Source organism: Brachybacterium sp. AOP3-A1-3 (assembly GCF_052378285.1).
Lineage (GTDB): Bacteria > Actinomycetota > Actinomycetes > Actinomycetales > Dermabacteraceae > Brachybacterium.
In genome coordinates this window covers 1-25,499 of sequence record NZ_JBQSXM010000006.1, presented here as the reverse complement: position 1 = coordinate 25,499, position 25,499 = coordinate 1, and the positions used below count along the sequence as shown (strand labels likewise).

Annotated in this window: 19 protein-coding genes; 13 read left to right on the top strand and 6 right to left on the bottom strand. The window is 70.6% G+C overall.

The window, feature by feature from the left end; translation table 11 throughout:
• Positions 1-25 precede the first annotated feature (25 nt).
• Together ACT3T5_RS10080 and ACT3T5_RS10075 are read right to left on the bottom strand one after the other, a co-directional pair.
• The gene (locus ACT3T5_RS10080; protein ID WP_444594279.1) at positions 26-2,056 is read right to left on the bottom strand and encodes a carboxyltransferase domain-containing protein; all 2,031 of its coding nucleotides are present in this window, start codon (positions 2,054-2,056) and stop codon (positions 26-28) included.
• Positions 2,053-2,823 (bottom strand): LamB/YcsF family protein, encoded by a 771-nt coding sequence (locus tag ACT3T5_RS10075; protein ID WP_444594278.1) that lies wholly within the window; start codon positions 2,821-2,823, stop codon positions 2,053-2,055. Before ACT3T5_RS10075 ends, ACT3T5_RS10080 begins: the two co-directional genes overlap by 4 nt.
• A gap of 190 nt (positions 2,824-3,013) precedes the next feature.
• Here ACT3T5_RS10075 and ACT3T5_RS10070 point away from each other — a divergent pair, with 190 nt between their 5' ends.
• Positions 3,014-3,925 carry a hypothetical protein gene (locus ACT3T5_RS10070; protein ID WP_193116966.1) on the top strand — a complete coding sequence of 304 codons (912 nt, stop codon included), beginning with the start codon at positions 3,014-3,016 and terminating at the stop codon, positions 3,923-3,925.
• A gap of 67 nt (positions 3,926-3,992) precedes the next feature.
• On the opposite strand, the gene ACT3T5_RS10065 is transcribed toward ACT3T5_RS10070, so the two are convergent.
• The 4 genes from ACT3T5_RS10065 to ACT3T5_RS10050 form a co-directional block, all read right to left on the bottom strand.
• On the bottom strand, positions 3,993-5,243 hold the full coding sequence (locus ACT3T5_RS10065) for a Sir2 family NAD-dependent protein deacetylase (RefSeq protein ID WP_444594277.1): 1,251 nt from the start codon (positions 5,241-5,243) through the stop codon (positions 3,993-3,995).
• Positions 5,240-5,887, bottom strand: coding sequence for a DedA family protein (locus tag ACT3T5_RS10060; protein WP_193116967.1), 648 nt, complete (start codon positions 5,885-5,887; stop codon positions 5,240-5,242). The genes ACT3T5_RS10065 and ACT3T5_RS10060 overlap by 4 nt, the downstream gene beginning before the upstream one ends.
• A gap of 120 nt (positions 5,888-6,007) precedes the next feature.
• Entirely contained in the window at positions 6,008-7,690 is a 1,683-nt protein-coding gene (locus ACT3T5_RS10055; RefSeq protein ID WP_444594276.1) for a DUF222 domain-containing protein, read from the bottom strand.
• Between the two features lie 248 nt (positions 7,691-7,938).
• Positions 7,939-9,261: an ABC transporter substrate-binding protein gene (locus tag ACT3T5_RS10050; protein ID WP_444577286.1), complete on the bottom strand. Its 1,323-nt coding sequence runs from the start codon at positions 9,259-9,261 to the stop codon at positions 7,939-7,941.
• A 678-nt stretch (positions 9,262-9,939) separates the two neighbouring features.
• Here ACT3T5_RS10050 and ACT3T5_RS10045 point away from each other — a divergent pair.
• The 12 genes from ACT3T5_RS10045 (at position 9,940) to ACT3T5_RS09990 (ending at position 25,330) form a co-directional block, all read left to right on the top strand.
• A complete protein-coding gene (locus ACT3T5_RS10045) occupies positions 9,940-11,244 on the top strand; it encodes an ABC transporter substrate-binding protein (RefSeq protein WP_444594275.1) in 1,305 nt (434 codons plus the stop codon).
• Positions 11,245-11,346: 102 nt separating this feature from the next.
• Positions 11,347-12,285, top strand: a complete 939-nt coding sequence (locus tag ACT3T5_RS10040; RefSeq protein WP_441462698.1) for a carbohydrate ABC transporter permease — start codon at positions 11,347-11,349, stop codon at positions 12,283-12,285.
• Positions 12,278-13,186, top strand: coding sequence for a carbohydrate ABC transporter permease (locus ACT3T5_RS10035; protein WP_444577287.1), 909 nt, complete (start codon positions 12,278-12,280; stop codon positions 13,184-13,186). The genes ACT3T5_RS10040 and ACT3T5_RS10035 overlap by 8 nt, the downstream gene beginning before the upstream one ends.
• Positions 13,187-13,234: 48 nt before the next feature.
• On the top strand, positions 13,235-14,584 hold the full coding sequence (locus tag ACT3T5_RS10030; protein WP_444594274.1) for a Gfo/Idh/MocA family protein: 1,350 nt from the start codon (positions 13,235-13,237) through the stop codon (positions 14,582-14,584).
• Positions 14,581-15,810 (top strand): Gfo/Idh/MocA family protein, encoded by a 1,230-nt coding sequence (locus ACT3T5_RS10025; protein WP_444594273.1) that lies wholly within the window; start codon positions 14,581-14,583, stop codon positions 15,808-15,810. The genes ACT3T5_RS10030 and ACT3T5_RS10025 overlap by 4 nt, the downstream gene beginning before the upstream one ends.
• Before the next feature lie 96 nt (positions 15,811-15,906).
• Positions 15,907-18,609, top strand: a complete 2,703-nt coding sequence (locus ACT3T5_RS10020; RefSeq protein ID WP_444594272.1) for a glycosyl hydrolase — start codon at positions 15,907-15,909, stop codon at positions 18,607-18,609.
• A gap of 364 nt (positions 18,610-18,973) precedes the next feature.
• Positions 18,974-20,074 (top strand): ABC transporter permease, encoded by a 1,101-nt coding sequence (locus ACT3T5_RS10015; RefSeq protein WP_444577291.1) that lies wholly within the window; start codon positions 18,974-18,976, stop codon positions 20,072-20,074.
• Complete coding sequence (locus ACT3T5_RS10010; RefSeq protein WP_444577292.1) at positions 20,071-20,988, top strand: ABC transporter permease; 918 nt, start codon at positions 20,071-20,073, stop codon at positions 20,986-20,988. The genes ACT3T5_RS10015 and ACT3T5_RS10010 overlap by 4 nt, the downstream gene beginning before the upstream one ends.
• Positions 20,988-22,097, top strand: a complete 1,110-nt coding sequence (locus tag ACT3T5_RS10005; RefSeq protein WP_444594271.1) for an ABC transporter ATP-binding protein — start codon at positions 20,988-20,990, stop codon at positions 22,095-22,097. Before ACT3T5_RS10010 ends, ACT3T5_RS10005 begins: the two co-directional genes overlap by 1 nt.
• Positions 22,090-23,265 carry an ABC transporter ATP-binding protein gene (locus tag ACT3T5_RS10000; RefSeq protein WP_444594270.1) on the top strand — a complete coding sequence of 392 codons (1,176 nt, stop codon included), beginning with the start codon at positions 22,090-22,092 and terminating at the stop codon, positions 23,263-23,265. The genes ACT3T5_RS10005 and ACT3T5_RS10000 overlap by 8 nt, the downstream gene beginning before the upstream one ends.
• Positions 23,262-23,513 (top strand): hypothetical protein, encoded by a 252-nt coding sequence (locus ACT3T5_RS09995; RefSeq protein ID WP_444594269.1) that lies wholly within the window; start codon positions 23,262-23,264, stop codon positions 23,511-23,513. Before ACT3T5_RS10000 ends, ACT3T5_RS09995 begins: the two co-directional genes overlap by 4 nt.
• Entirely contained in the window at positions 23,510-25,330 is a 1,821-nt protein-coding gene (locus ACT3T5_RS09990; protein ID WP_444577295.1) for an ABC transporter substrate-binding protein, read from the top strand. The genes ACT3T5_RS09995 and ACT3T5_RS09990 overlap by 4 nt, the downstream gene beginning before the upstream one ends.
• The last annotated feature ends 169 nt before the right edge of the window (positions 25,331-25,499 follow it).

The following is a 25,499-nucleotide window of genomic DNA, read 5'->3' as shown; positions in this document are numbered from 1 at the left end:
GCGCCTTCGGGGCAGGGGCAGTCCGTCAGCGGGCGGATCCTGCTGCCGGCGTGAAGCGCACCGAGGTGCCGGGTGCCGCCTGGGCCAGTCGGTCCAACCCCGCGCGGGTCACGACGGCGACCACGGGATACCCGCCCGTGGTGGGGTGGTCCGGGCCGAACACGACCGGCAGGCCCGACGGGGGGACCTGGATCGCGCCGGGCACCATCGCCTCGCTGGGCAGCGACCCCGTTCCCTCGGGGACCGGCAGCGGCGGACCGTCCATCCGCACGCCCACCCGGTCCGAGTCCGAGCGCACCGTCCACTCCGCTCGGAGCAGGGCGTCGAGCACGCCGCGACCGAGGAGGTCGTCGCGAGGTCCGGTGTGCATCGGGATCTCGAGCAGGTGGCGGCTGGGAGATCCTGCCCCGCCGTCGTCCCCACGGGTGGTCGCGTCGTCGGCCGCAGCGTCGGCTGCATCGTCGACCGGGCCGTCCTCATCGATCCGGGGAACGGCATCCGGTACGGCATCGAGCCCCTGCTCGCGGCCGACGATCAGCACGTCGCCCGTGCGCAGCGGCGCCGGTCCGAGCCCCGAGAGCGTGTCGTGCGAGAGGGAGCCGAGGAACAGGGAGTCCGAGGTCTGCGGCTCGTGGTCGGCGGTTCCGGCAGCGTGATCAGTTCCGGCAGGGTGCACCGCCGCGTCGGACGCCCGTTGCACGCCGCAGATCCCTCCGCGCACCGCGACGAGGCGGCGCAGACCCTGCAGCGGAACACCCAGCGTCAGGACGTCGCCGGGATCCAGGGCGATCGCGCGATCCAGACCCTGGCCGGCGTCGAGCTCGAGCGCTGTGCCCTCGGGATCCGCCCGGCGCACGGTGATCTCTCCCGCCCCGCCGGCGACCGCCAGGACGGTCGGGGCGAGGGCGCGCAGCCGCACCGGCCCCAGCAGTGCCTCCAGGGCGGTCGCATGGGTCCGATTGCCGACCGCGGCGTCGGCCCGGGCCAGCGCTCCCCGATCGAAAGCCCCCGACGGGCTCACCCCGATCGCCCCGTGGCCGTGCCGTCCGGCATCCTGCAGCAGCAGCTGCGGCCCGGGAGAGAGCACCTCGAGCGCCGGGTCGCCGGATGGCGGGAGCGTCGCTGCGGCATCACGACGACGGCCCAGCCGACGAGGTGCCGCTGCGACCCCTGACCTCGCCCTGGCCAGGACAGATGCTCTGGTCGTCGTGGAGGACGTGGAGGACGTGGAGGAGGTGGACGTCGTAGAGGACGTGGTTGGTGTGGGAGCCGTGACGGCGGCCCGCGCGGACGGTCGACGGGCGACGAAGCGCACCCGTGATCCGGGGAGGAGCAGCGCGGGCGGCGTGCGGTCCGGGTCGAACAGCTCGGCGTCGGTGCGCCCGATCAGCTGCCACCCGCCCGGGGAGGGCCGGGGATAGATGCCGCAGTACCGGGCGGCCAGACCGACGGCGCCCGCGGGAACGGAGGTGCGCGGCTCTCCGCGGCGCGGAACGTCCCAGGGCGGGCCGTCGGCAGGGCGTCCGTCGGCGCCCGACTCCCCAGCGACCGGATACTCAGCGCCCGACTCCCCAGCGCCTGACTCCTCAGCTACCGGCTCTGCGGTGCCCGACTCCTCGGCGACCAGGTACGGGAACCCCGGGGCGAATCCACCGAAGGCCACGGTCCACAGCGCCCCGGTATGCGCGGTGATCAGGGCGTCGGTGCTCATCGAGAGCAGGTCGGCCACCTCGGCGAGGTCCGCCCCGTCGTAGACCACGGCGAGGGTGTGCTCCGCGCCGGCGGCCTGTTCCTCGGTCGCTGCGGGGAGGGCGCTCAGCAGGTCGGTGAGCTCGTGGCGATCGCGCGGCGCGGCGCCGACCAGCAGCAGCGTGCGTTCTGCGGGGACGAGGTCCACCAGGTGCGGTGGCGCGAGGGCTCGCAGAGCGGCGGCCGCGGCGAGCACGGCACGCGTGTCGGGGTACTCGGCCAGCACCGAGACCTCCCCGGCCCGGTGCACTGCCGACGGTGGGCCCAGCAGCTCAGGAGCGACGGAACTCTCACGGCTGCTGGTCACAGAGCCGCCTCGAGCTGCACGCCGGCCCCCGCCAGCCCGTTGCGGACAGCGCGGGCGAGCTCCACCGCGCCGGGGGTGTCCCCATGCAGGCACAGGGAGCGGACCGGAAGACCGACCCAGGTCCCGTCGTCAGCGCGCACGCGGCGCCCGGTCGCGATCTCCAGCGCCTGGTCGACGACGGCGTTCGTGTCGGTGAGCACGGAGCCCGGGCGACTGCGCGGCAGGAGCGTCCCGTCGGAGAGGTACGCCCGGTCGGCGAATCCTTCGAGCACCACGTTGATCCCGGCCGTGCGTGCCGGCGCGAGGACGGCCGCCCCGGGAGCGGCGAGCAGCGACAGCTCCCCGCCGAGCTCCCGCAGGGCCTGCACCACGGCGGCGGCCTGCGCGTCGTGGTGGGCCAGGGCGTTGTACAGCGCCCCGTGCGGCTTCACCCCGCGCACCGTGGTCCCCTCGGCCCGCGCCATCGCCTGCAAGCCGCCCACCTGCACGATCACGAGATCCGTGAGCTCGGTCGGGGAGATGTCGAGGAAGCGTCGGCCGAAGCCCTGCAGGTCCGGATAGGCGACGTGCGCCGTGACCGCGACGCCCCGGGCGGCCGCGCCGCGCAGGGCCGAACGCATCGTGCCGGGGTCCCCGGCATGCCCGCCGCAGGCGATGTTCGCCGTGGTCACGACGTCGAGCATGGCGGCGTCATCCCCCATCGACCAGTCACCGAAGCCCTCCCCGAGATCGGCGTTGAGGTCGAGCAGCACGGGGTCAGCGGTCATCGGTGATCGTCTCCTTCACACGGGGCGGAGGTGCACTTCCCTTGCCGGCCTCTCTCTGGCTGGCCTTTCCATTGTCGGCCCTTCCATTGTCGGCCCTGCGGCCGCGGGGCGACAGCCGACGTCAGTCCGCCAGGTCGTGCGGTCCCTCGGCCCACACCGGAAGCGGGTGCCTGGCCGATAGTGTCGAGGTATGAGCCAGACCCCCGCCGACCAGCCCGAACCTTCCCGAGCAGGCCCGTCGGGAGCATCCGATCCCGCGGGGCCCGGGGCGGTCCCTGACCTCCCTGCCGGCCTCGGCTCGAGCGACCCCGAGGCCCCCATCGCCTATTCCGCGGCCGACGCCGCCGCTGCCGCGGACGTGCTGGACCGTGCGGGAGAGAGCGATCCGGAGATGCTGGTCGCCCTGAGCGATGAGCAGCTCGCGGCGCTGGACGGCTACGCGCGAGCGCAGTTCACGGCGACCCCGTGGCTCGACGAGCACGCTGATCAGCGCCGATTCGCCGCCGGGGTGGGGCTGCGGTCGCTGATCGCCGCCGGTCAGGTGAGCGGGGGGATCGAGCCGAGCATCGGACGCCAGCAGTGGACAGCGGAGCCGATGATCGCCGGCTGTCTGGTGCTGCGGCGCACCGCGACCCTGTTCACCACCGCCGAGCGCACCGTGCAGACCGCGCAGGGTCCCGAGGTGCAGCGGCTCCACTATTACGTGCATCAGGGTGGAGTGCTCGAGGAGGAGGTCACCCCGCTCGGCATCCACCGCTTCACGTCCTTGCGTGCAGCGCAGGTCAATGCCCGTCTGCTGGCTGTCGTGGACCCTGCCGGGGTCGCCGCCGACGGCGGGGAGCCGATCCAGGTTCGTGCCTCCGAGCTCGCGGCGAGCCCGCTCGCGCAGCGGCTCGCCGCCACGCGCGCGCTGACCGTGTTCACGATCGTCACCACGGCGGACGGCGGAGTGAGCCAGGCGAGCGTGTATGCGACCGGCGACGAGGTGCTCGTCATGGAGGCCCTCGATCCGGGAGCGGACGATCCTGTGCTGGAGTTCCGCAGCGTCGACTCCGCGGAGCTGCACGCGCTGGCCACCGTGCTGGTGGGTGCCGCGGGCTGACGCTCGGCGGACCAGTGGAGTGCAGCGGAGCAGTGCACGTCAGCGCAGCGCAGCGGACCAGTGCAGGTCAGTCGGGATATCTTGCATGCCGCCGCCTGCCCGGGACGTTCGTGCGGGGTCGTTCGGCGCTGGGCGTTCCAGCATTCCAGCGTTCGAGCACGTCCTCGAGCCGGCCGTGCAGGCGCATGGTCGCGTCGGGGTCGGCGCGCGTGGGTCCGTCGTTGAGGATCACGACCGGTGTGCCCTGCTTGCCGGCGGCGCGCACGAACCGCAGTCCGGACTGCACGGTGAGGCTCGAGCCGAGCACCAGCAGCGCCTCCGCCTGGTCGAGAGCGGTGAAGGCGGCGGCCACCACTTCGGGGCGTGCCGATTCCCCGAAGAACACCACGTCGGGTTTGAGGATCCCTCCGCACAGAGGGCACGGCGGATAGCGGAAAGAGCTGGTGCGATCCACCTCGGCGTCCCCGTCGGGCGCCTGGGCGGCGTCGGCCGCGAGATCGGGCAGCCGTGCCGCGAGCTCAGGGTTCATCGAGAGCATCCGCGAGTGCAGCGCCGCGCGGGAGGAGAGGGCGTCGCAGCTCTGACAGCGCACCCGGTCCAGTCGACCGTGGAGGTCGAGCACCGGGGAGGAGCCGGCGGCATGGTGCAGTCCGTCGACGTTCTGGGTGATCACCGCGGGGGTGGAGAACAGGGTGTGGCCGAGTCGGGCGAGCAGCAGATGGGCGTGGCCCGGGCGGGCACGGTTGAACTGCTCCCAGCCGACGGTGGAGCGTGCCCAATAGCGGCGTCTGGCCAGGTCATGCCCCATGAATTCCTGGTAGGTCATGGGGGAGCGGGGCACGGCGTCGCGGCCTCGGTAGTCGGGCAGCCCGGAGCCGGTGGACATCCCCGCGCCGGTCAGCACCGCGACCGGGCGTCCGCGCAGCAGGTCGCGGGCGGCGTCGACATCGTCGGACGGGCTCTGCAGGCCGTAATCGCTGCTCTCCATGGGACCCCAGGCGGGCAGGCGCGGTCCTCGTCGCCGACCGGTGGATCCCGCGACAGGGGCTGCGGTCGAGAACCAGCGGCCGACGTCCGCCGCCGGGCCGATGTCCGCAGCTGCACCGGCGTCCGCAGCTGCACCGGCGTCCTCCGCCGGGTCGATCTCTGCCGTCGGGTCGATCTCTGCCGTCGGGCCGGTGTCTGCCGCCCGGTCGGCGCGGCCTCGGGTGCCCAGCGCACGTGCAGGGTCGGTCGGGCCCCGGGCCCCGGATGTTCCCGTCGGCTCACCGTGATCGGACCGGCCCGGCGGCTCCCCGGTGACCGAATCGCTGTTCATCCCTCGAGCGTAGGTGCTGGGTGGGGGTCCGTGTCGGGAGACCCGCGTCGGGCCCGGCGTCGGCGGGCGATGAGGCCTACCGCAGCAAGCAGTCCTGCCCCGGCAACGGCGACGGAGTAGACCCGCACGAAGCTTTCCAGGGTGTCCCCGCCGGCCTGGCCGAAGGCATATCCGGCGATCACGAAGACGGCATTCCAGATTCCCGACCCGAGCCCTGTGGCCAGGGCGAACAGGCCGACGTGCATCCTCTCGATGCCCGCTGGGATCGAGATGAAGGTGCGCACCATCGGCACGAAGCGGGCGATCACGACGGCAGGGAATCCCCAGCGGTCGAAGAATCGCAGAGCCGCGTCGACGTCGCCCTGCTCCAGCAGCGGGAGGCGGGCGATGACCGCCCTGGTGCGGCGAAGTCCGAGTCCTCGGCCGACGGCATACACCCCGAGGCCACCGATCACCGACCCGGCGGTCGTCCACGTCAGCGGGACCAGCACGTTCTGTCCGTCCGACGCCGCGGCGACTCCGGCGAAGGGCAGCAGGATCTCCCCGGGGATCGGCGGGAAGATGGCCTCGGCGGCGATGACCAGTGCCGTGCCCGGCCCGCCGAGGAGCTCCATGAGGCCGATGGCCCACGCGGTGATGTCCACGGCCGCCTCCTTCCGCCGGATGAGCGCGACGCTAACCGCCAGGAATGGCGGGATGGTGAACAGTGCATGGCGATGGGTCGCATGAGGTGGGTGCTGCGCGGGCAGCTGGACAGCGCGAGATCAGTCGGGACGGTCGACGGTGCCGTCGGTGCTGCGGGGCCCGCCTCCCTCGCCGAGGTTCCCCTCGACGGCACGCTGAGCCTGCTCACCCCGCGGAGGTGGTGTGTCCGATGAACTCGTGAGCTCAGGTGGTGGCTCGATCCGAGGCCCCGTGAGGGCTGTGGGCCCGGTAGTCCTCACGGTGCCTCCCCGGCTGGTCCAGGTCACCTGATGGCCGGGGCTCTCGGTGGAGAGCTCGACGGAGGTGGTCTGCTGTTCCTTGTCGTTGCAGAAGGCGCAGAGCCCCTGCCCGTTGTCCAAGCAGGTGTGGCCGCCGGCCGCGTAGGGCCGGATGTGGTCGCTGTGCCGGATCGGGGCGTTGCAGAACGGGCCCCGGCACGTCACGTCGCGCCAGCGGATGAATCTGGCCAACGCGCGGGGGAACTCACGCGCCACGGAGTCGACCGCGACGAGCTCACCGGTGGTGGGATGCGTGTAGAGCCTGCGGAGGGCGAGCCTGACCGCGGGGGCGTCGGCCCCGAGCGCGTCGTCCAGCCCGCGGGTCTCCACCGCTACAGGGTCGAGGTCGGTGGGTCCCGCGGCAGCATTCTGCGTTCCCGGGCCGCCGGTCGGGACGGCCGGCGAACGATCCTGAGCGAGCTCGCGCAAGGGCCCGGAGAGCTCGTGACGCAGTGCTTCGACGGGCACGGGGCCGTAGCCCTCGACGTGGGCGAGCTCGCCCTGTCCCGGATGCAGCAGCGCCCGGTCCGTGATGATCACGCCGATATCGAGGTCGGTGCGGTCCATGCCGTCCTCTGCGCCGAGGAGGGACGCGATGAACGAATCCGCCTGGATCTGCTGATGGCCGCGCCGGTCGCCGCTCGCCCGGAGCCGCTCGGCCTCCAGGGAGAGGCGCTTGCGGATCTTCATCGCGTCCAGGGCGGGCAGGCGCGCCGAGACCACCGCCATCCCGTGCTCGCCACGGCGCACGGTCACGCTGCGAGTTCCCCGGGCATGCTCGTGCCGACGGCTCTCGCCCTCTGCATCGGACGCTGCGATCGCTGCAGCCACCGCACCCTTCCACTCCTCGGTTCCGCACCCGTCGAGTGCGGCGAGGCGGGTCCCGAGCAGGGCATCGACCTGTTCGCGCTGGGCAGGTGCCAGCGGCGCGACCGAGGCGGCCATGGCCCGGACGGCGCTCTCGCTGAGCCGGCCCGTGGCCAGGGCTCGAAGCATCGTCGGCATCGACTCCACGAGGCGTCGCGCGGAGGCGAGCGTCCTGCTGGCCAGGTCCGGGGAGCGACGGGTGCTCATCGAGACGTCGCGCGCTGCAGCGCGGTCCGCACGCCGGTCCGTGTCCTCCTCCGGCTCGACGGCCTCCGGCTCGTACGCGGCATCGGCCTGCGCGGCGGCACGGTCCTCGTCCCGCAGCGCATCCGCCAGGGCGACCATGCACCGCGTCTCCAGGGCGTCCATCGCGGAGCGCTGCTCCTGCAGGCGTCGGATCACGGCGGAGTACTGTCCCGAGGAGCCGGGCGCCGGCGAGAAGAGGCCACCGGGCTCGGTGGCCAGCTCGACCAGGAGGAATCCTTGGTCACCCAGGAGCTCGGCGAGCGCCGTCGGCCCCTCCGCGCGAAGCGCATCGAGCAGCTGCTGGGCGGGATCGCCCTCCGCTGCCTCGGTGTTCTCCGCGAAATCGTTCATGCCCACCATGATTCGCGGGACCCACGGCCGAGGGAACCGGCGAGTCACGATGGTGGATAACCACCCGCTGTGGAGGAAAGGTCGGCATGGGGCCGAGCCCGGCAGCAGGCCTGCACCTCGGTCACGGCGCGGTCGCACCAGCGTGGCGGCACGACTCACGGCGCGGTCGCCGCACCCACGTGACGGCACGACTCACGTCCCGACCGCACTCATGTCACGACCTCCGTCGAAGCGCGGGGCACGTGTGCTCAACCCTCGGGCTGCATACCCTCCAGGACGCTCAGGATCTCGCCGGCGACATCGGCCGGGGGCCGGTTCCCGAACAGGGACTCCTCGCCGAGCCGGGAGAGCTCGTCGCCGAATCCGACGCCGGAAGCGGGGGTGACCAGCGGCGGCCGCACCACCTCGGCCTGCATGTCGCGGGCGAAGTCGAGCGAGACCATCTCGTCGTCATCGAGCACGGTCGCGATCTCGTCCTGCAGCTCGGGGAACGAGGTCACGCCGCGTTCGATCTTGAGGATCTTCGCGGCCTCCGGATCACGCAGGAGGAAGTTCACGAGCGTGGCGGCGGAGTCCACGGCCTTCGAGCCCGCGGCGATCGACCAGTACATCGAGGCCTTGTTGACCATCTGCGGATCACCGCTGGTCCGGGCGGGCAGGCGCAGCAGCTGCAGGGGCGCTCCGGTGGACTTCTGGAAGGTCTGCACCTGGGTGTGGAACTGGAGATGGAAAGCGGCACGGCTGGTCCCGAACCGGCCCTGCTCCACGCCGGCGGCGAAGTCCTCGATCTGCTCCGAGGGGCCGACGACAGCTCCGGACTCGACGAGAGCCAGGGCGTACTCGAGGTAGGCGACGATGGTGTCCTTGCTGACCAGCGTCTCGTCCTCGCGGGGGAACAGCTGCTCGCCGCTCTGGCGGGCCCAGGCGCCGAGCTCGGCAGCGCTGGTGCCGAAGAAGTCGAAGCCGATGATGTCCTCGTCGGCCTCTTTCGCCCAGTCGCTCACTGCGCCGGTGATCTCGGCGAAGTCGTCCCAGGTCCACGAGGTGTCGTCCGGCATGTCGAGGCCGGCCTGCTCGAGGATCTCCGGGTTCACGCCGACGGAGAAGATCCCGACGCCCAGCGGTGCGCCGACGAGCGTGCCGTCGGCCAGACGCCCGGTGTCCAGCACGGCCTCGTCCATCGCACTGAGGTCCAGCAGATCGGAGACCGTCTCGAGGTCGAGCAGCGAGTTCCGGGTGCCGTAGGAGTCGATGTAGGCCTCGTCCATCTGCAGCACGTCCGGGGCGTCGCCGCCGGCGAACTGGGTGGCGAGCTTGTCCCAGTACCCCGTCCACTCGCTGTACTCAGGGCTGACGGAGATCTCGGCGTGGGCCTGCGTGAACAGGTCCAGCGCGTCGCGGGTGAGCCCGTTGCGCAGGTCGCCTCCCCACCAGTAGATCCGGACGGCGCTGCCGTCCCCGCCCGATCCGCCGGAGCCTCCTGAGCCGCCGGCGGCGTTGGGGCCGCAGGCGGCGAGGACGGGCAGGGTTCCGGCGGCGAGCAGTCCGAGGGTGCGTCGGCGGGTGATCATCGTCGATCCTTCCGGCAGGGCTCCGGCGGTCGGGCCCACGTCCATGGGGGACCTCGACGCGCTGAGTCGTTTCAGGGCAAGCAGTGCGGTCACAGTAACCGGCCGTTCGTGGAGCGGACAAGGGATTCCGCACCGCAGGCGGCACGGAGGGCGTCGACGGTGGCGCTGGGCCGGCATCGTGGTTCCCGGGCGGGTCGCCGGGCGAGTCACCGGAAGAGTCGCAGGACGAGTCCTCGAGCGGGCCGCCGGATGAGTCCCGAGCGAGTCCGCCGGCGACGACATGCAACGTTGTAGATTTTGCGCCAGGATGGCGACCGGTCCACGGGGCGGCAGCGAGAGGGTCGCGAGCGGGCCGTGACTCAGCCGTAACGCCGACGGGTTGACAAGACGGGTCGTCAAGCGCTTTCCTGAGGTGAGTCGCCTGGCGGCCGCCGCCCCCTGAGCGGGACGGCGGAGAGCGGGTGGCCAGGAGAAAGGAATGAAACCTTTCACCGCCGCAGTGCCCTGGTGCGCGCCGTCGTGCGTGCTGGGTCGCAGTGGGCAGGATTCCAGCGGTCCGGGTCCCGGGCCGACGGGGCCCGCCCGAGCATCGCCCCTGATCCGGGCCGACCATGGTGGTCGACCCGAGGACCTCGCTACGGCGCCCTGGATGCGTATTCGAAGATCACAGGAGATCTCATGTTCACTCGACGTTCTGCACTTGCCCTCGGCCTCGCCGTCCCCGGCCTCGCGGGCCTCGCGGCCTGCGGTCCCAACTCCTCCGGCGGCTCCGGGGGAGGAGGCGGCGAGGACGGCGCCTCGACGCTCCGCCTCGCCTGGTGGGGCAACCCCACCCGTGACGAGAACACGAAGAAGGTCGTCGAGGCCTACAAGGAGGTCGACGACGCCGTCACCATCAACCTCGAGCCCGGCGAGTGGAGCGGCTACTGGGACAAGCTCGCCACCCAGACCGCCGGCGGCGACTTCCCCGACATCGTCCAGATGGACGAGAAGTACCTGGCCGAGTACGGCGGCCGCGGCGCGCTGCTGGACCTCGCCGGGGCCGGGCTGACCACCGACGACTTCGTGCCCGGCTCGGTCGAGGTGGGCGAGCTGCCCGACGTGGGCCTCGCCGCGATCAATGCCGGGCTGAACGCCTTCGCGTTCCTGATCAACCCGGTCGTCTTCGAGGACGCGGGGGTCGACATCCCCGACGACACCACCTGGACCTGGGACGACCTCATCGACACCGCGGTGAAGATCTCCGAGAACACCGACAAGGGCACCTACGGCATGACCCAGATGGGCTCCATCCAGGGCCTGTTCCAGGTGTACGTGCGCCAGGCCGGCCAGGACCAGTACAAGGACGGCGCCGCCGGCTTCGACGTGAAGACCGCCACGAGCTGGTTCGAGTGGTCCCAGAAGATCCAGGACAGCGGCGCCGGGCCCGACGCCAGCGTCTCGGTCGAGGACGCCGCCCAGGCGATGGACCAGTCGCTGTTCGCCACCGGCAAGGTCGCCATGACGGTGGCCTGGTCGAACCAGGTCGTCGCGCATGACGGGCTCGTCCCCGAGGGCGTCGTGGTGCTGCGCCCGCCGTCCATGGAGGGCTCCTCCGCCGCGGCCCAGCTCTGGTACAAGGCATCCATGTATTGGGCCGTCTCGGCGAAGGCGTCGGATCCCGAGGCCGCGGTCGCGTTCGTGGACTTCCTCGTGAACTCCCCGGACGCCGGCAAGATCCTCTCGGTCGAGCGCGGCGTGCCCGGCAACATGAAGGTGCGCGAGGCGATCGTCCCGGACCTCGACGAGGCCAACAAGAAGGCCGTGGACTACCTCGAGTCCATCGAGAGCGAGCTCGGCGACGCCCCGGAGATCACCCCGCAGGGCGGCGGCCAGTTCGAGGACATCCTCACCCGCGCCGGCGAGGACATGCTCTTCGGCAAGCTCACGCCCGAGGAGGCCGCCCAGCGTGTGCTCGACGACCTCACCTCCGCGCTTGGCTGAGTCGACCGACGCTGGGACAACCCGTGCCGCAGCGCCCTGCCGGGAGGGGAGCAGACCCCTCCCGGCAGGGAACTCCGGCGGAACGATGAAGGGAAGGGACCGATGAGTGCAGTCGGCGAACTGACACAGATGGTGTCGAATCGCAAGAAGGGCGGTGCGAAGGAGAAGCACCCCGACAACAAGTCGGCGCTGGTGTTCATGCTGCCGTGGCTGGTGGGGCTGCTGGGCATCACGCTGATCCCGATGGTCGCGTCGTTCGTGCTCGCGTTCACCGACTACAGCCTGCTGGCCCCGCCCGAGTTCGTAGGACTCGACAACATCAAGGAGATGATCGGCGACACCCGCCTGCACAACTCGCTGGTGGTCACCTTCATCTACGTGTTCGTGGGGACCCCGCTGCAGCTGGTCATGGCGCTGCTGCTCGCGGTGGTGCTGAACCAGGGCATCAAGGGTCTGGCGTTCTACCGCTCGATCTTCTACCTGCCGTCCCTGCTGGGCGGCTCGGTGGCCATCGCGATCCTGTGGCGCCAGATGTTCGGTGCGAACGGCCTGATCAACCAGGTCGCCGGGATGTTCGGCCTCACGGATCTGCCGGGCTGGGTGTCGAACCCCGACACCGCGCTGGGCACGATCATCCTGCTGCACGTGTGGACCTTCGGTTCACCGATGATCATCTTCCTCGCGGGCCTGCGACAGATCCCCGAGATGTACTACGAGGCGGCGTCCGTCGACGGTGCCTCGAAGGTCGCGCAGTTCTTCAAGATCACGATCCCGCTGCTCACGCCGATCATCTTCTTCAACGTGGTGCTGCAGGTCATCAACGCGTTCCAGTCGTTCACGCAGGCGTTCGTGGTCTCGGGCGGCACCGGCGGGCCGTCGGACTCCACGATGTTCTACACGCTGTACCTCTACCAGAAGGGCTTCACCCAGTTCGACATGGGCTATGCCTCCGCGATGGCGTGGCTGCTGCTGATCATCGTCGCGATCTTCACCGCCATCAACTTCTTCGTCTCCAAGTTCTGGGTGTTCTACGATGACTGATCTGCAGAGCCGACCGACCTCCGCCGAGGCCCCGGGCACCGACACCGCGGCGCCGACGCCCCGCCCCCGCCGCAATCACCTCGTGCGCCGCGGCGTGCGCCACGCGATCATGATCGTCGCGTCGATCGTGATGATCTATCCGCTGCTGTGGATGGTGGTCTCCTCGTTGCGACCCAACGACGAGATCTTCCGCAACCCCGGCATCTTCCCGATCAGCCTGGACTTCTCGAACTACGTGCGCGGCTGGGAATCCCTCGCACAGCCGTTCTCGCACTACCTGATCAACTCGACGCTGCTGGTGCTGGGCTGCGTGATCGGCAACCTCATCGCCTGCTCGCTGACGGCCTACGCCTTCGCGAGGCTGAAGTTCTGGGGCCGCAACATCGCCTTCGCGATCATGCTCATGACGCTGATGCTGCCGATCCACGTGGTGATCGTGCCGCAGTACATCATGTTCAGCCAGACGGGCTGGGTGAACACGATGCTCCCGTTGATCCTGCCGAAGTTCCTGGCCACCGACGCCTTCTTCGTGTTCCTCATGGTCCAGTTCATCCGCGGCATCCCCCGGGAGCTCGACGAGGCCGCTCGCATCGACGGCTGCGGCCACTTCCGGATCTTCTTCCAGGTGATCCTGCCGCTCATGCTGCCGGCGCTCGCGACCACGACGATCTTCACCTTCATGTGGATGTGGAACGACTTCTTCGGCTCCCTCATCTACCTGACCACGCCGGACAACTTCACCGTGCCGCTCGCGCTGAAGTCGTTCCTGGACACCCAGGGGTCCTCCGACTGGGGCGCCATGTTCGCCATGTCGGTCGTCTCCCTGATCCCGCTGTTCCTCGTGTTCCTGTTCGGTCAGCGATTCCTCGTCAAGGGCTTCGCGACCACCGGCATCAAGTAGGCACCGCACCCCGCTCCACCCGCTCGACCACCCCCAGCCAGGAGAGTCATGCCCACCCGCTATGCCCTGATCGGTTCCGGACACCGCGCCCAGCTGTACCTCGACGCGATCGCCGGCCCCCATGCCGACGTCGCCGAGCTGGTGGCTCTGCTGGACGTGAATCCGGCCCGTCGCGAGTTCCACCGCGACCGCGTCCCGGCCTTCGCCGAGGTGGTCCTCGCCGGGCCCGAGCAGCTCGAGGACGTCATCCGCGAGCAGAAGGTGGACCGCGTGATCGTCACCAGCGTGGACCGCCTCCACGCTGAGCACGTGGTGCGCTCGCTCGAGGCGGGGGCCGACGTCATCGTCGAGAAGCCCCTGACCATCGACGCCCCGTCGGCCCGCGCGATCCAGGACGCCATCGATCGCACCGGACGCAGCGTGGTGGTGACCTTCAACTACCGCTACAGCCCGCGCAACACCGCGCTCAAGCAGGTCATCGCCTCCGGCGAGATCGGTGACGTGGTCTCCGTGACCTTCGAGTGGGTGCTGGACACCCAGCACGGCGCGGACTACTTCCGCCGCTGGCACCGCGACAAGACCAACAGCGGCGGCCTGTTCATCCACAAGGCCGCGCACCACTTCGACCTCGTGAACTGGTGGATCGCCGACACCCCCGCGCGGGTCTACGCCCGCGGCGGCCTGCGCTTCTACGGGCAGGACAACGCCGCCGCCCGCGGCCGGGCACCCCTGCCCGAGCGCGGCACCCATGACGGCGCGCACGATCCCTTCGAGCTGGACCTGCGCTCCGACGAACGCCTCGAGGCGCTCTACCTCCGCGCCGAGCAGCACGACGGCTACCAGCGCGATCGCTCCGTGTTCGACGCCGGGATCACCACCGAGGACAACCTCACCGCGATCGTCGACTACGTCGGCGGGCCCGTGCTCACCTACGCCCTGAGCGCCCACAGCCCGTGGGAGGGCTACCGGGTGGCGATCAACGGCACCGCCGGCCGCGCCGAGCTCGAGGTGATCGAGCGCGCGGAGGTGATCGTCGAGGAGGAGGACGGTCATGCCCACGTCGACCCCAGCGCCGTCGCGGTGACCGCGCCCGACGCCGGGGTGCGCGAGCGCGGGGAGCGCCTCGTGGTGCAGAAGCACTTCGAGCCCGCCCGTGAGGTGGCGATCCCCGAGGGCGTGGGCGGCCACGGCGGCGGCGACGCCCTGCTGCTGCGCGACGTCTTCGTGGGCCCCGCGCAGGACGAGCTGGGACGACCCTCCGATCACCGCGACGGGCTGCGCGCGATCAGCGTGGGCATCTGCGGCAACGAATCGCTCGCCACGGGTCTGCCGATCGACGTCAGGGAGTTCCTGGGCCTGGACCTCTCGCGCCGCGACACCGCGGAGGCCGCCCGATGACTCCGAGTCCCGTGAGCACCACGACGCCCACCGGCCCGGCCCGGATCGCGCTGATCGGCACGCACGGCTTCGGTGCCGTGCACCTGCGCACCCTCGCCCGGCTCGAGGGAGCCGGCATCGCCCGCCTGGTGGGTGTCGTCGATGTGGCAGAGCCGCCCGAGGAGCTGCGCGCGATCCATCACCGCTCGCTCGCCGATCTGCTCTCCGCGACGCCCGCCGAGGACCGGCCCGAGATCGTCATCATCGCGACCCCGATCGACACCCATGTGCCGCTCGCGACCGAGGCGCTCGCCGCCGGGCTCGACGTCTACCTCGAGAAGCCTCCGGTGCCGGCTCTCGCAGATCACTGGAGCCTGCTCGAGGCGGCCGACGCCGCTGGGCGCTCCGTGCAGGTCGGCTTCCAAGCGCGCGGCGGGGCGGGCGTGGACGTGCTGCGCGAAGAGGTCGCGACCGGTGCTCTCGGACGGGTCGACACCGTGCGAGCGTATGGGGCCTGGCAGCGGGACCGCGCGTACTACAACCGCTCGGCCTGGGCAGGCAGGCGCCGCCTGAACGGCCGACGGGTGGCCGACGGGGTCGCCACGAACCCGCTCGCCCATTCCGTGCACGCGGCCCTGGTCATCGCCGGGATCCAGGAGGTCTCCGACATCGCGCGGGTGACGACCGAGCTGCGCCGGGCCCACGACATCGAGGCCGACGACACGACCTTCCTGCGCATCGACCCCACGGGGGAGGGCCCCTCGGTGGTCTGCGCGCTGACGACCACGGCGCCCGCGCAGAGTCCGCCGTGGGTCGAGATCGTCGGGACCGACGGCACCCACCGGCTGCAGTACACCGACGACACCTCCCGGCGCACGCGGGGCGCTGGGGGAGAGACGGAGAGAAGGGCCGACGGAAGAGCTGCGGAGCTCTCCCACCAGCGCCTCGACCTGCTGGAGAACCTCATCGACCATGTCCGCGAGCGCAGCGTCGCGCTGATCTCGCCGCTGAGCTCGACCGGGGCGTTCAGCGCCGTGCTCGAGGCGATCCAGTCCGCGCCCGACCCCGCCCCGGTCGCCGATGCGGCGGTCGACTGGCAGGGTGAGGGGGACGCCGCGCATCCCGTGGTCGAGGACATCGAGCAGACGCTGCACGCCGCGCTCGCCGAGGGGCGTCCCTTCAGCGAGCTCGGGGTGTCGTGGGCGCGGGAGGATGCCGTGCATATCTGGACGCCGCCGCACCGCTGAGTCGTCACAGCGCAGCTGCAGTCGCCCGGGAGGCAGCACCGAGGTCGCTGCTCCGACGGATCCGGGATCTTCGCACCACACCCAGAGGTGACCACGATGACCAGACCGACCATCGATGATGTCCGGACAGGGTTCACGGAGCCCGATCCGGCGGCGCGCCCCCTGATGCGCTGGTGGTGGTTCGGCCCTGACGTCGAGGAGGCCGAGATCGATCGCGAGCTGCGCGCGATGGCCGACGCCGGCCTCGGCGGAGCGGAGCTCGCCTTCGTCTACCCGCTGCGGGAGGGATCGCCGCGGTTCCTCTCCGACGGGCTGCTCGCGCAGGTGCGCCACGCCGCGGAGACCGCGCGTGATCTCGGACTGCGCCTGGACGTGACGCTCACCAGCGGCTGGTCCTACGGCGGCTCCCACATCGGGCCGGAGCACGCCTCCCGCACCCTGCACTGGGACCGACGGGACATCTCGCCCGAGCCCTTCGACGTGACGGTGACCAGTCCCTGGCCCGGGGACGAGCTCGTCGCCGCGTTCGTCGGCGAGGGATTCCCGCCGGATGACTGGACCCCGCTGCCCCTCGGCGAGGTGCTGCACGTCCCGGCCGGCCGCGGACCTCGCACGGTGCTGCTGGCCTGGTCCCGGGTGACCGGCCAGCAGGTCAAGCGGGCCTCCGCCGGCGCGGAAGGACCCGTGCTCGACCACTACTCGGCCGAGGCCGCCCGCCATCACCTCGACATGGTGGGCGGGGCGCTGCTCGAGGCGGTCCCCGCCGAGCTGCTCGGCTCCGTGTTCTGCGACAGCCTCGAGGTGTACGGGGCGGATTGGACGCCGGACCTCCCGCAGGAGTTCGCGCGTCGTCGCGGCTACGACCCGCTGCCGCTGCTGCACCGGCTCCACGTCGACGAGGACGGATCGGCCGCCTTCCGGATCGACATGGGCCGCACCCTCACCGAGCTCGTCGAGGAGAACTTCGTGGCGGTCTGCCGCGAGTGGGCCCGTGACCGGGGGATCCCCTTCCGCCTCCAGGGCTACGGCCAGCCTCCGGTGACGCTCAGCTCTCAGCTCGGAGCCGACCTCATCGAGGGCGAGGGCTGGGGCTGGACGGGGCTGCCGCAGACCCGCTGGGCCTCCTCCGCGGCGCACCTGGACGGCCGTGACCTGGTCTCCAGCGAGATCTGGACCTGGGTGCACTCGCCCTCCTTCCGCGCCACCCCGCTGGATCTCAAAGGCGAGGCGCACGAGCATCTCCTGCTGGGAATCAACCAGTTCGTGGGCCACGGCTGGCCGTACTCCCCGCCCGAGGCGCCCGGGATGGGATGGATGTTCTACGCCGCCGGGGCGCTGGACGACCGCAACCCCTGGTGGCCCGCGATGCCCGAGCTGACCCGTTACCTGACCCGCCTCTCCTGGCTCCTGCGGCAGGGGAAACCGGTGGCCGACGTGAAGATCTACCTGCCCACGAGCGATCTGTACGCCGCCCACGGCGAGGGCTTCGACCTCTGGCGAGCCTGCCGCGACCACATCGGGCCGGAGATCCCGGCCGCGATCCGGCGTGCCGGCTACGACCTCGATCTGGTCGACGACCAGGCGCTCGACCTGCTCGAGGCGCGCAGCGCCTCCGTCGTGGTGCTGCCGCGGGTCACTCGGCTCCGACATCCCGCCCGCGCGTGGCTCGACGCGGTCCGGGAGGCCGGCGGCACCGTCATCGCCGTCGACTCGCCCGCCTACCCCGAGGGGATCGCGGCCGACGCGGCGAGCCTCCCCGAGGTGCTCGCGAGGAGTCTGGCCCCTGACATGGCCCTGGAGGGCGGCGGAGGGGAGATCGGCGTCGTCCATCGACGGCTGGCCGACGGGGACGTCTACTTCGTGGCCAACACCGGGCCGCAGGTGCGCGCGGTCGGCCTGACCCCGCGCATCCGCCGGGCCCGCTGCGAGCAGTGGGATCCCCGGAACCCCGGGGCTGGGACCACGACGCACCAGGGCGGCGTGGCCACGGTGACGCTGCATCCCTACGAGGCGACCGTGCTCGTGGCCTCCGGGGAAGTGGTGTCCGAAGCGGTCGTCCCTGAAGCGGTCGTCTCCGAAGCGGTCGTCTCCGAGACGGTGGTGCCGGATCCGGATCGTGGCACGTCGGGTGCGGGGCGCGAGAGCGCTCGCCCGGATGCCCTCCGCCTCGACGGTCCCTGGAGGTTCACGCCCAGAGTCGGCCGGGGAGTCGGCCGGGGAGTGGGCCTGGGTGAGGGCTTGGTGGCGGGCTCGGGTGAGGGCTCGGGGGAGGAGCCCGTCGAGGTCCAACTCCCGCACCGCTGGGGGACCGAGCCGCCGCTGGTGTCCGGGACGTACGAGACCACGGTGGTCGTGGAGCCCGGCTGGTGCGACGACGCCTCCGCTCTGGTGCTCGACCTCGGTCCGAGCCGGATCCTGGAGAACTCGACTCGGCAGGCGGCGAGCTATCGCGTGCTCCTGGCACCGCCCGTGCGCGAGATCGCGGTGGTCTCGGTCGACGGCAGAGAGGCCGGGGTCATCTGGGATGCACCCCATCGGCTCGACCTCACCGACGTCCTGCGCCCCGGGGAGAACACGCTGCGGCTGGAGGTGCACGGCACCGCCGCACCGCTCGTGGCCGCCGATCCGTCTGCCGCAGGGATCGTCGCCGCGAGCCGCGATGAGTACGGCAGGCGGTTCGACCAGCAGGATCTCGACCTCGCGCTGGACCAGGTGGACCTGGGTCTGCAGGCGGTACCGGTGCTGCACCGTCTGGCGCGGGGACCACGGCACCGTCTGGCGCAGGGGACACGTCGCTGAGCACTCGGGCCGATCATCCCGCCTGAACGCACTCTCTGAACGCACTCTCTGAACGCACACTCTGAACGAGCTCTCGGGACGAACTCACTGCACAAACTCGCTGACCAGGAGCGACCTCTCCCTCCCTGCCCGGCGCCGCGCCGCCCGTCGGCCGAGCAGCGTGCGCGCGTGGTGCGGCCGTGGCGGCGGACGGGCGGGGCTCCGCGGTGCGCACAGCCGCCGCTCCGAGCCCGGGAGGGGCTGGGCGACGGAATTATGAATGCCCCCTGCAGAAATACCAGATTGTGACCGTGTCCCTCTGTGGGAGCAGTCACAATGTGGTTAGAGTTTCGCATCGAGCACCGTCGCTTGACCGAGGAGAGCAATGACCGCTGATGTATCGACGCCGGGGGCCCCGCCGGGGCTTCGTCCCCTCGCGCGCCCCAAGGCGCCGCTGGGGCATCGGATCTACCATTCGTTCGTCCTGCGGCGCCTGGTGCGCTCGGTCTTCGTGATCTGGGTGGTCGCCTCCGGCGTGTTCCTCATGGTGCGCCTGCTCCCGGGCAACCCTGTGGACGTCTATGTCAACCAGCAGATCGCCCTGTACGGCAAGAGCTACGAGCAGGCGGCCGCCGAGGCGCAGAACTACTTCCGCTTCGACCCGGCGACCCCGCTGTGGCGCCAGTACCTCGACTACCTGGGCGGCCTGCTGCAGGGCGACCTGGGCACGTCGATCAAGACCCCCGGCATCACGGTGACCGAGAAGATCGCCCAGTACCTCCCGTGGACCCTCTACAGCGTGGGCCTGGCCCTGCTGATCTCCATCACGGTGGGCCTGATCCTGGGCATGATCATGGCGTACCGCCGTGGCGGGATCATCGACCACGCCGTCTCCATCATCGGCAGCGGCTTCCACGCGATCCCCAACTACCTGCTCGCGATCCTCATCGTGGTCGTCGGCGCGGTCCAGCTCGGAGTCATCGACTACACCCGGATGCGCGGCAACGTCTCCCCGGGGGTGGATCCGGAGCTCTCCCTCCGGTTCCTCTCCGACATCGGCTATCACGCGACGCTGCCGATGATCACGTACATCCTCACCACCGTGGGGACCTGGGCGCTGATCATGAAGGCCTCGACCACCCAGGTGCTGGGTGAGGACTACGTGACCGTCGCGAAGGCGCGCGGTCTGAAGGAATCCCGCATCCAGACCAACTACGTCGGCCGCAACGCCCTCCTGCCGCTGATCGCCCAGATCGCCACGCAGGCCGGCTTCATCGTCGGCGGCGCGATCTTCGTCGAGCAGACGTTCTCGTACCGGGGCATCGGCCTGCTGCTGTTCGAGTCGATCAACACCCGCGACTATCCGACCATCCAGGGGGTGCTGCTGGTCGTGACCATCACCGTCGTGCTCGCGAACCTCGCCGCGGACCTCATCAACGCCGCGCTGGACCCGCGGATCCGGCTCGGCGAAGGAGGTGCGGCATGAGCGCCTCGGCACCGCCCGTCACCACCGAGCCGGGGATCCCGATCCCCGGCAAGGCCGCCGGGGTCAGCCCCCTGCGTCGACTGTTCAACGAGCTCACCCGCAGCACGTCCGGCTTCATCGGGCTCTGCCTGGTGGTCGCGATCCTGCTGGTCTCCCTGGTGGGACCCCTGATCCTCGGCACCCAGATCATCGGGGATCCGGCCCGCGCCTGGGAGGCCCCCAGCGGCAGCCACTGGCTGGGCCTCGAGGGCAGCGGCAAGGACACCCTCCACCTGCTCGTCACCGGCGGCACCACCGTGCTGATGGTCGGCTTCCTCGCGGCGACGATCACCACCGTGATCGCCGTGGCGATCGGCTCGCTGGCCGGCTACTTCGGCGGCCGCTTCGATGCGCTCATGCTCCAGCTGACCGACGTCGTGATGACCGTGCCGCAGATCGTGCTGCTGGCCGTGGTCGGCGCGTTCTACAAGCTCGATTCGCCCGCGCTGCTCGCCGTGATCATCGGCATCCTGAGCTGGCCGGTGCTGATGCGCTCGATCCGCGCCCAGGTGCTCTCCCTCAAGGAGCGCGAGTTCGTCGAGGCGGCGCAGCTGCTCGACGTGGGCTGGGTGCGCATCGTGTTCGGGGAGATCGTCCCCAACATGGCCAGCTACATCCTGATCAACTTCATCATCGCGGTCACCAACGCGATCTACGCGATGGTGGGCCTGTACCTGCTGGGCCTCGCCCCGCAGAAGGGCAGCAACTGGGGAATCATGATCAACGACGCGTGGACCAAGGGCGCGATGTTCAACCCCGACGCGATGCCGTACATCATCGCCCCGGTCACGATGATCGTGCTGCTCCAGCTGGGCCTGATCCTCCTGACCCGCACCCTCGAAGAGATCCTCAACCCCCGACTGAGGGACCGCTGATGACCGACTCCACGACACCCCCGACCGGCTCGCATCCCGCGACCGGCTCGCAGACCACGACCGCTGCCGGTGCCCCCGAGCCCGTGCTCGCGGTGCGCGACCTCGAGGTCGCCTATCGCACCGGCAAGAACTCCCGCGTGCGGGCGCTGCGCGGGGTCAGCTTCGACCTGTACCCCGAGAGCTCCCTCGCCCTGGTCGGCGAATCCGGCAGCGGCAAGACGACGCTCGGCCTCGCCCTGCTGCGCCTGCTGCCCACCCTCGGTGAGATCAGCAGCGGATCCGTCCAGTTCACCGGCGAGGACGGCCGGCAGCGCGAGGTCACCACGATGAGCCAGGCGCAGCTGCGCCGGTGGCGCTGGTCCGAGGCCGCCATGGTGTTCCAGGGGGCGCAGAACGCCTTCAACCCGGTGCTCACCATCGGCCAGCAGATGGCCGACACGCTCAAGGATCACGCCCACGGGAGGATCGGCCGACGGGAGATCCTCGAGCGCTCCGCCGAGGCTCTCCGCTCCGTGCGGCTGGAGCCCCGACGCGTGCTGGGCAGCTACCCGCACGAGCTCTCCGGCGGCATGAAGCAGCGTGCGCTGATCGCCACCGGGCTGCTCCTGCACCCGCGCCTGCTGGTGCTGGACGAGCCGACCACGGCGCTGGACATCCTCACCCAGCGCACCGTGATCGACCTGCTCGCGGAGCTGCGCGAGGAGTTCAAGTTCGCGATGATCTTCATCTCGCACGACCTCGCGCTCGCCGCCGAGCTCGCCGACCGGGTGGTGACGATGTATGCCGGGAAGGTCATCGAGACCGGCTCCACGCAGGACATCTTCACCGCGCCCAAGCACCCGTACACGTCCAAGCTGATCAACGCGGTGCCGCCGGTGACCGGCGACCTGCCGGAGCTGGCCTCGATCCCCGGTGCCCCGCCCTCGCTCGCGACCCTGCCTCCCGGTTGCGCCTTCGCCCCGCGGTGCGAGCTCGCGACCGACGAGTGCCGGGCCGTCGAGCCCGAGCTGATCACGCTGACCGAGCGGCCGCAGGACATGACCCATGCCGCGGCCTGCATCCACCACGACAAGGTCCACCACGAACGGAAGGTGATCGCGCGTGCCTGAGACCACCCCCGATTCCTCGGCCCAGCATCCTGCGTCGGCCCAGCCTGCTGTCCCGCTCATCGAGCTCGACGGCGCCTCGCAGGTGTTCCACGTCAAGGGCAAGGACCTTCCCGCCGTCTCGGACGTGTCCCTGAGCGTGGGCCCGGGCGAGGTGCTGTGCCTGGTCGGCGAGTCCGGCAGCGGGAAGACCACCACAGCCCGGCTCGCCGCGGGTCTGGCCTCCCCGACCTCCGGGACGGTCCGCTACGAGGGCAAGGACCTCTCGACGATGACCCGGGCGGAGCGCCGCGAGTACCGGCGCGCCGTGCAGTACATCCACCAGGATCCGTATGCCTCGCTGAACCCGATCCGTTCCGTGCGCAGCACGCTCGCGATCCCGCTGAAGAAGCACGGCCTCGCGCGGGGCGCCGCCGCGATCGATGAGCGGGTGGACGAGCTGCTGACGACCGTGGACCTCACCCCGCCGGGCAGCTACAGCGAGAAGTTCCCGCACCAGATGTCCGGTGGGCAGCGCCAGCGCGTCGCCGTCGCCCGCGGGCTCACCCTCTCGCCGCGGCTGCTGATCGCGGACGAGTCGACCTCGATGCTCGACGTGTCGATCCGCGTGAGCCTGCTGAACATGCTCACCAAGCTCCGCAAGGAGGAGGGCGTCGGCTTCATCTACATCACCCACGACCTGGCGCTCGCGAAGTACTTCGCGTGGGAGGGCCGGACCGCGGTGATGTACCTGGGCAAGATCGTCGAGGTGGGACCCACCCAGCAGGTCATCAACAACCCGCAGCACCCGTACACCAAGGCGCTGCTCGAAGCGGTCCCCGAGCCCGATCCCGAGCTGGCCGCACAGAAGAAGTCCGGCGGTGGCCTGATCAGCGCCGAGATCCCGAGCCTGTCCGACCTGCCCAGCGGATGCACCTTCCATCCGCGCTGCCCCCTCGCCCAGGACCGCTGCCGCGAGAACGTCCCCGTGCTCGAGCCCGTTCCCGGGGCGACCGTCCAGGACGTCGCCTGCATGGTGGTGACGGACCCCCGGCCGGAGTCTCCGGTCGGGGCGGCGAGCGGAGGCTCGCCGGGGAGCGCCGCGGGTGGCTCGGGGAGCGCTCCGGGCGGCACGGGGAATGCCCCGGGGCGTGCGGCGGGCGGCGCAGTCGGCGGGGGTGGCGTCCCGTGATCGACACCGCGACCCGCGCCCTGCTGTCCCTCGGGTGCTTCGTGGGGGTCGGCTCGGCCCTCATGATCCCTCTGACCGCTCCGGGCACCGGCGAGAGGGTCGTCAGCCTCCTCGCGCTCGTGCTCGGCCTCGGCATCGTCGTGGGCTCCGTGGCCGCACGACTCCTCACAGACCGACGACGGCATCGCGACGACGCGATGTCCGACCTCAACGACGACGTTGTCGTCACAACCAAGGAGAACTCATGAGCATGAACTGGAGTCGACGCGACCTGTTCAAGGCGGTCGGACTGACCAGCGTGGCCGGTGCGGGCATGGTCGCCTGTGCCCCCGCGGAGCCCGAGGGTGGCGGCGGCGGAGGCGAGGGCGGCGGCGCCAGCGCATTCCACGGCGCCTGGCCGTACCTGCCGCCGCCGGAGGGCCACTTCAACTTCGCCGCCCAGCCGTACGCGGGCGTCCCCACTGCGACGATCGGTGACGGCCTGTACCGCGATCTGCTGATCCCGCCGTCGGCCCTGTGGCTGTGGGCGGACAAGAAGTGGGAGTACCTGCTGGCGGAGTCGCATGAGCTCGACATCGATGCCGGCACCCTCACGCTGAAGATCAAGCCGGACCTGACCTGGAGCGACGGCTCGGCGCTGACGTCCCAGGACTATCTCACCTCCTTCTACCTCCAGTTCATCCAGCGCGCGGCCTCGTGGGAGTTCATCAAGGGCCTCGAGGCTCCCGATGACCTGACCGTCGTGGTGAGCTTCGAGAATCCGCCCGCGGTGCTCGAGCGCTACGTGCTCAAGAGCAACATCGTCTCCACCGCGCAGTACGGCGAGTTCGCCGACCGTGCGAAGGCGGTCATCGATGCCGGCGGCACGATGGACGAGGGCGACGGCGCGAAGCTCGGCACCGACTTCCAGACCTTCAAGCCCGACACCGTCGTGGTCTCCGGTCCGTACGACTTCGACTACGACACGATCACCAACACGCAGCTGACGCTGGTGCGGAACAAGACCGGCTACGGAGCGGACAAGGTCACCTTCGACAGCGTCGTGCTCTACAACGGCGAGACCACCGAGATCACCTCGCTCGTGCAGTCCGGGGACGTCGACTATGCGACGCACGGCTTCGCCCCCGCCTCGGAGAAGCCCTTCGAGTCGGCCGGCTACACGATCCTGCGCCCGCCGGTGTACTCGGGTCCTGCCCTGTACCTCAACCAGGACAAGTTCCCCGAGTTCGCCGATGTGCGCACCCGCAAGGCCTTCGCATACATGATCGACCGGGCCACCAATGGGCAGATCTCGCTCGCGGAGTCCGGCAAGGCCGTGGTCAACATGGTCGGCTTCTCGGACAACTTCGTCGACGAGTGGCTGACCGACGAGGTCAAGGGCAAGATCGACACCTACGATCAGGATCTCGACAAGGCCACCTCGCTCCTCGAGGAGGCGGGCTGGAAGAAGGACGGCGACGCCTGGAAGACCCCCGAGGGGAAGGTCGCAGAGTACGAGATCCAGTTCCCGCAGACCTATGCCGACTGGTCGGCCTCGGGCAAGAACCTCGCCGAGCAGTTCGTGGCCTTCGGCATCTCGGTCACGGCTCGCGGTCTGGACGACAAGCAGGCCCCGATCGACATCGACAAGGGTGACTTCGAGATGGCGATGCAGGCCTGGGGCTCGTCGGCCCACCCGCACCCGCACTTCTCCTTCGTGACGGACCTGTTCGTGCACAACATCCCGATCGCGAAGAACCAGGGCGGCAAGGGCTACGGCTTCCCGCTGCAGGACGTGAAGACCTCCGCGGGCACGGTCGACCTCGAGAAGATCGTCGCCGAGTCCGGCGAGGGTCTGGACATCGAGGAGCAGAAGAAGAACGTCTCCGTGGCGGCGCTGGCGTTCAACGAGCTGCTGCCGATCATCCCGATCTTCGAGCGCTACGGGAACAACCCCGCGCTCGAGGGCGTGCGGGTGCAGGGCTTCCCGAAGGAGGGCGACCCGATCCTGGAGAACGCCCCCTATGCGGACAACTTCGTGGTGCTGAAGATGTTCCGCGGCGAGATCACCCCCGTCGAGAGCTGACCAAGGCCGGCCCGGGCTGGCCGGGGCTGGCCGGGGCTGGCCTGGGCTGGCCGGGGCTGGCCGGGGCTGGCCGGGGCTGGCCGGGGCTGACCGGGGCTGACCTGGGCTGACCTGGGCTGACCTGGGCTGACCGAGGCTGACCGAGGCTGGCCTGGGCTGGCCAGGGTTC

Excerpts from the sequence above, each read along its gene's own strand:
- ACT3T5_RS10070 (WP_193116966.1), top strand. The coding sequence starts at position 3,014 with ATGAGCCAGACCCCCGCCGACCAGCCCGAACCTTCCCGAGCAGGCCCG.
- ACT3T5_RS10075 (WP_444594278.1), bottom strand. The coding sequence starts at position 2,823 with ATGACCGCTGACCCCGTGCTGCTCGACCTCAACGCCGATCTCGGGGAG.
- ACT3T5_RS10005 (WP_444594271.1), top strand. The coding sequence starts at position 20,988 with ATGACCGACTCCACGACACCCCCGACCGGCTCGCATCCCGCGACCGGC.
- ACT3T5_RS09990 (WP_444577295.1), top strand. The coding sequence starts at position 23,510 with ATGAGCATGAACTGGAGTCGACGCGACCTGTTCAAGGCGGTCGGACTG.
- ACT3T5_RS10020 (WP_444594272.1), top strand. The coding sequence starts at position 15,907 with ATGACCAGACCGACCATCGATGATGTCCGGACAGGGTTCACGGAGCCC.
- ACT3T5_RS10010 (WP_444577292.1), top strand. The coding sequence starts at position 20,071 with ATGAGCGCCTCGGCACCGCCCGTCACCACCGAGCCGGGGATCCCGATC.
- ACT3T5_RS10035 (WP_444577287.1), top strand. The coding sequence starts at position 12,278 with ATGACTGATCTGCAGAGCCGACCGACCTCCGCCGAGGCCCCGGGCACC.
- ACT3T5_RS10065 (WP_444594277.1), bottom strand. The coding sequence starts at position 5,243 with ATGAACAGCGATTCGGTCACCGGGGAGCCGCCGGGCCGGTCCGATCAC.
- ACT3T5_RS10045 (WP_444594275.1), top strand. The coding sequence starts at position 9,940 with ATGTTCACTCGACGTTCTGCACTTGCCCTCGGCCTCGCCGTCCCCGGC.
- ACT3T5_RS10040 (WP_441462698.1), top strand. The coding sequence starts at position 11,347 with ATGAGTGCAGTCGGCGAACTGACACAGATGGTGTCGAATCGCAAGAAG.
- ACT3T5_RS10055 (WP_444594276.1), bottom strand. The coding sequence starts at position 7,690 with ATGAACGATTTCGCGGAGAACACCGAGGCAGCGGAGGGCGATCCCGCC.
- ACT3T5_RS10025 (WP_444594273.1), top strand. The coding sequence starts at position 14,581 with ATGACTCCGAGTCCCGTGAGCACCACGACGCCCACCGGCCCGGCCCGG.
- ACT3T5_RS10050 (WP_444577286.1), bottom strand. The coding sequence starts at position 9,261 with ATGATCACCCGCCGACGCACCCTCGGACTGCTCGCCGCCGGAACCCTG.
- ACT3T5_RS10030 (WP_444594274.1), top strand. The coding sequence starts at position 13,235 with ATGCCCACCCGCTATGCCCTGATCGGTTCCGGACACCGCGCCCAGCTG.
- ACT3T5_RS10015 (WP_444577291.1), top strand. The coding sequence starts at position 18,974 with ATGACCGCTGATGTATCGACGCCGGGGGCCCCGCCGGGGCTTCGTCCC.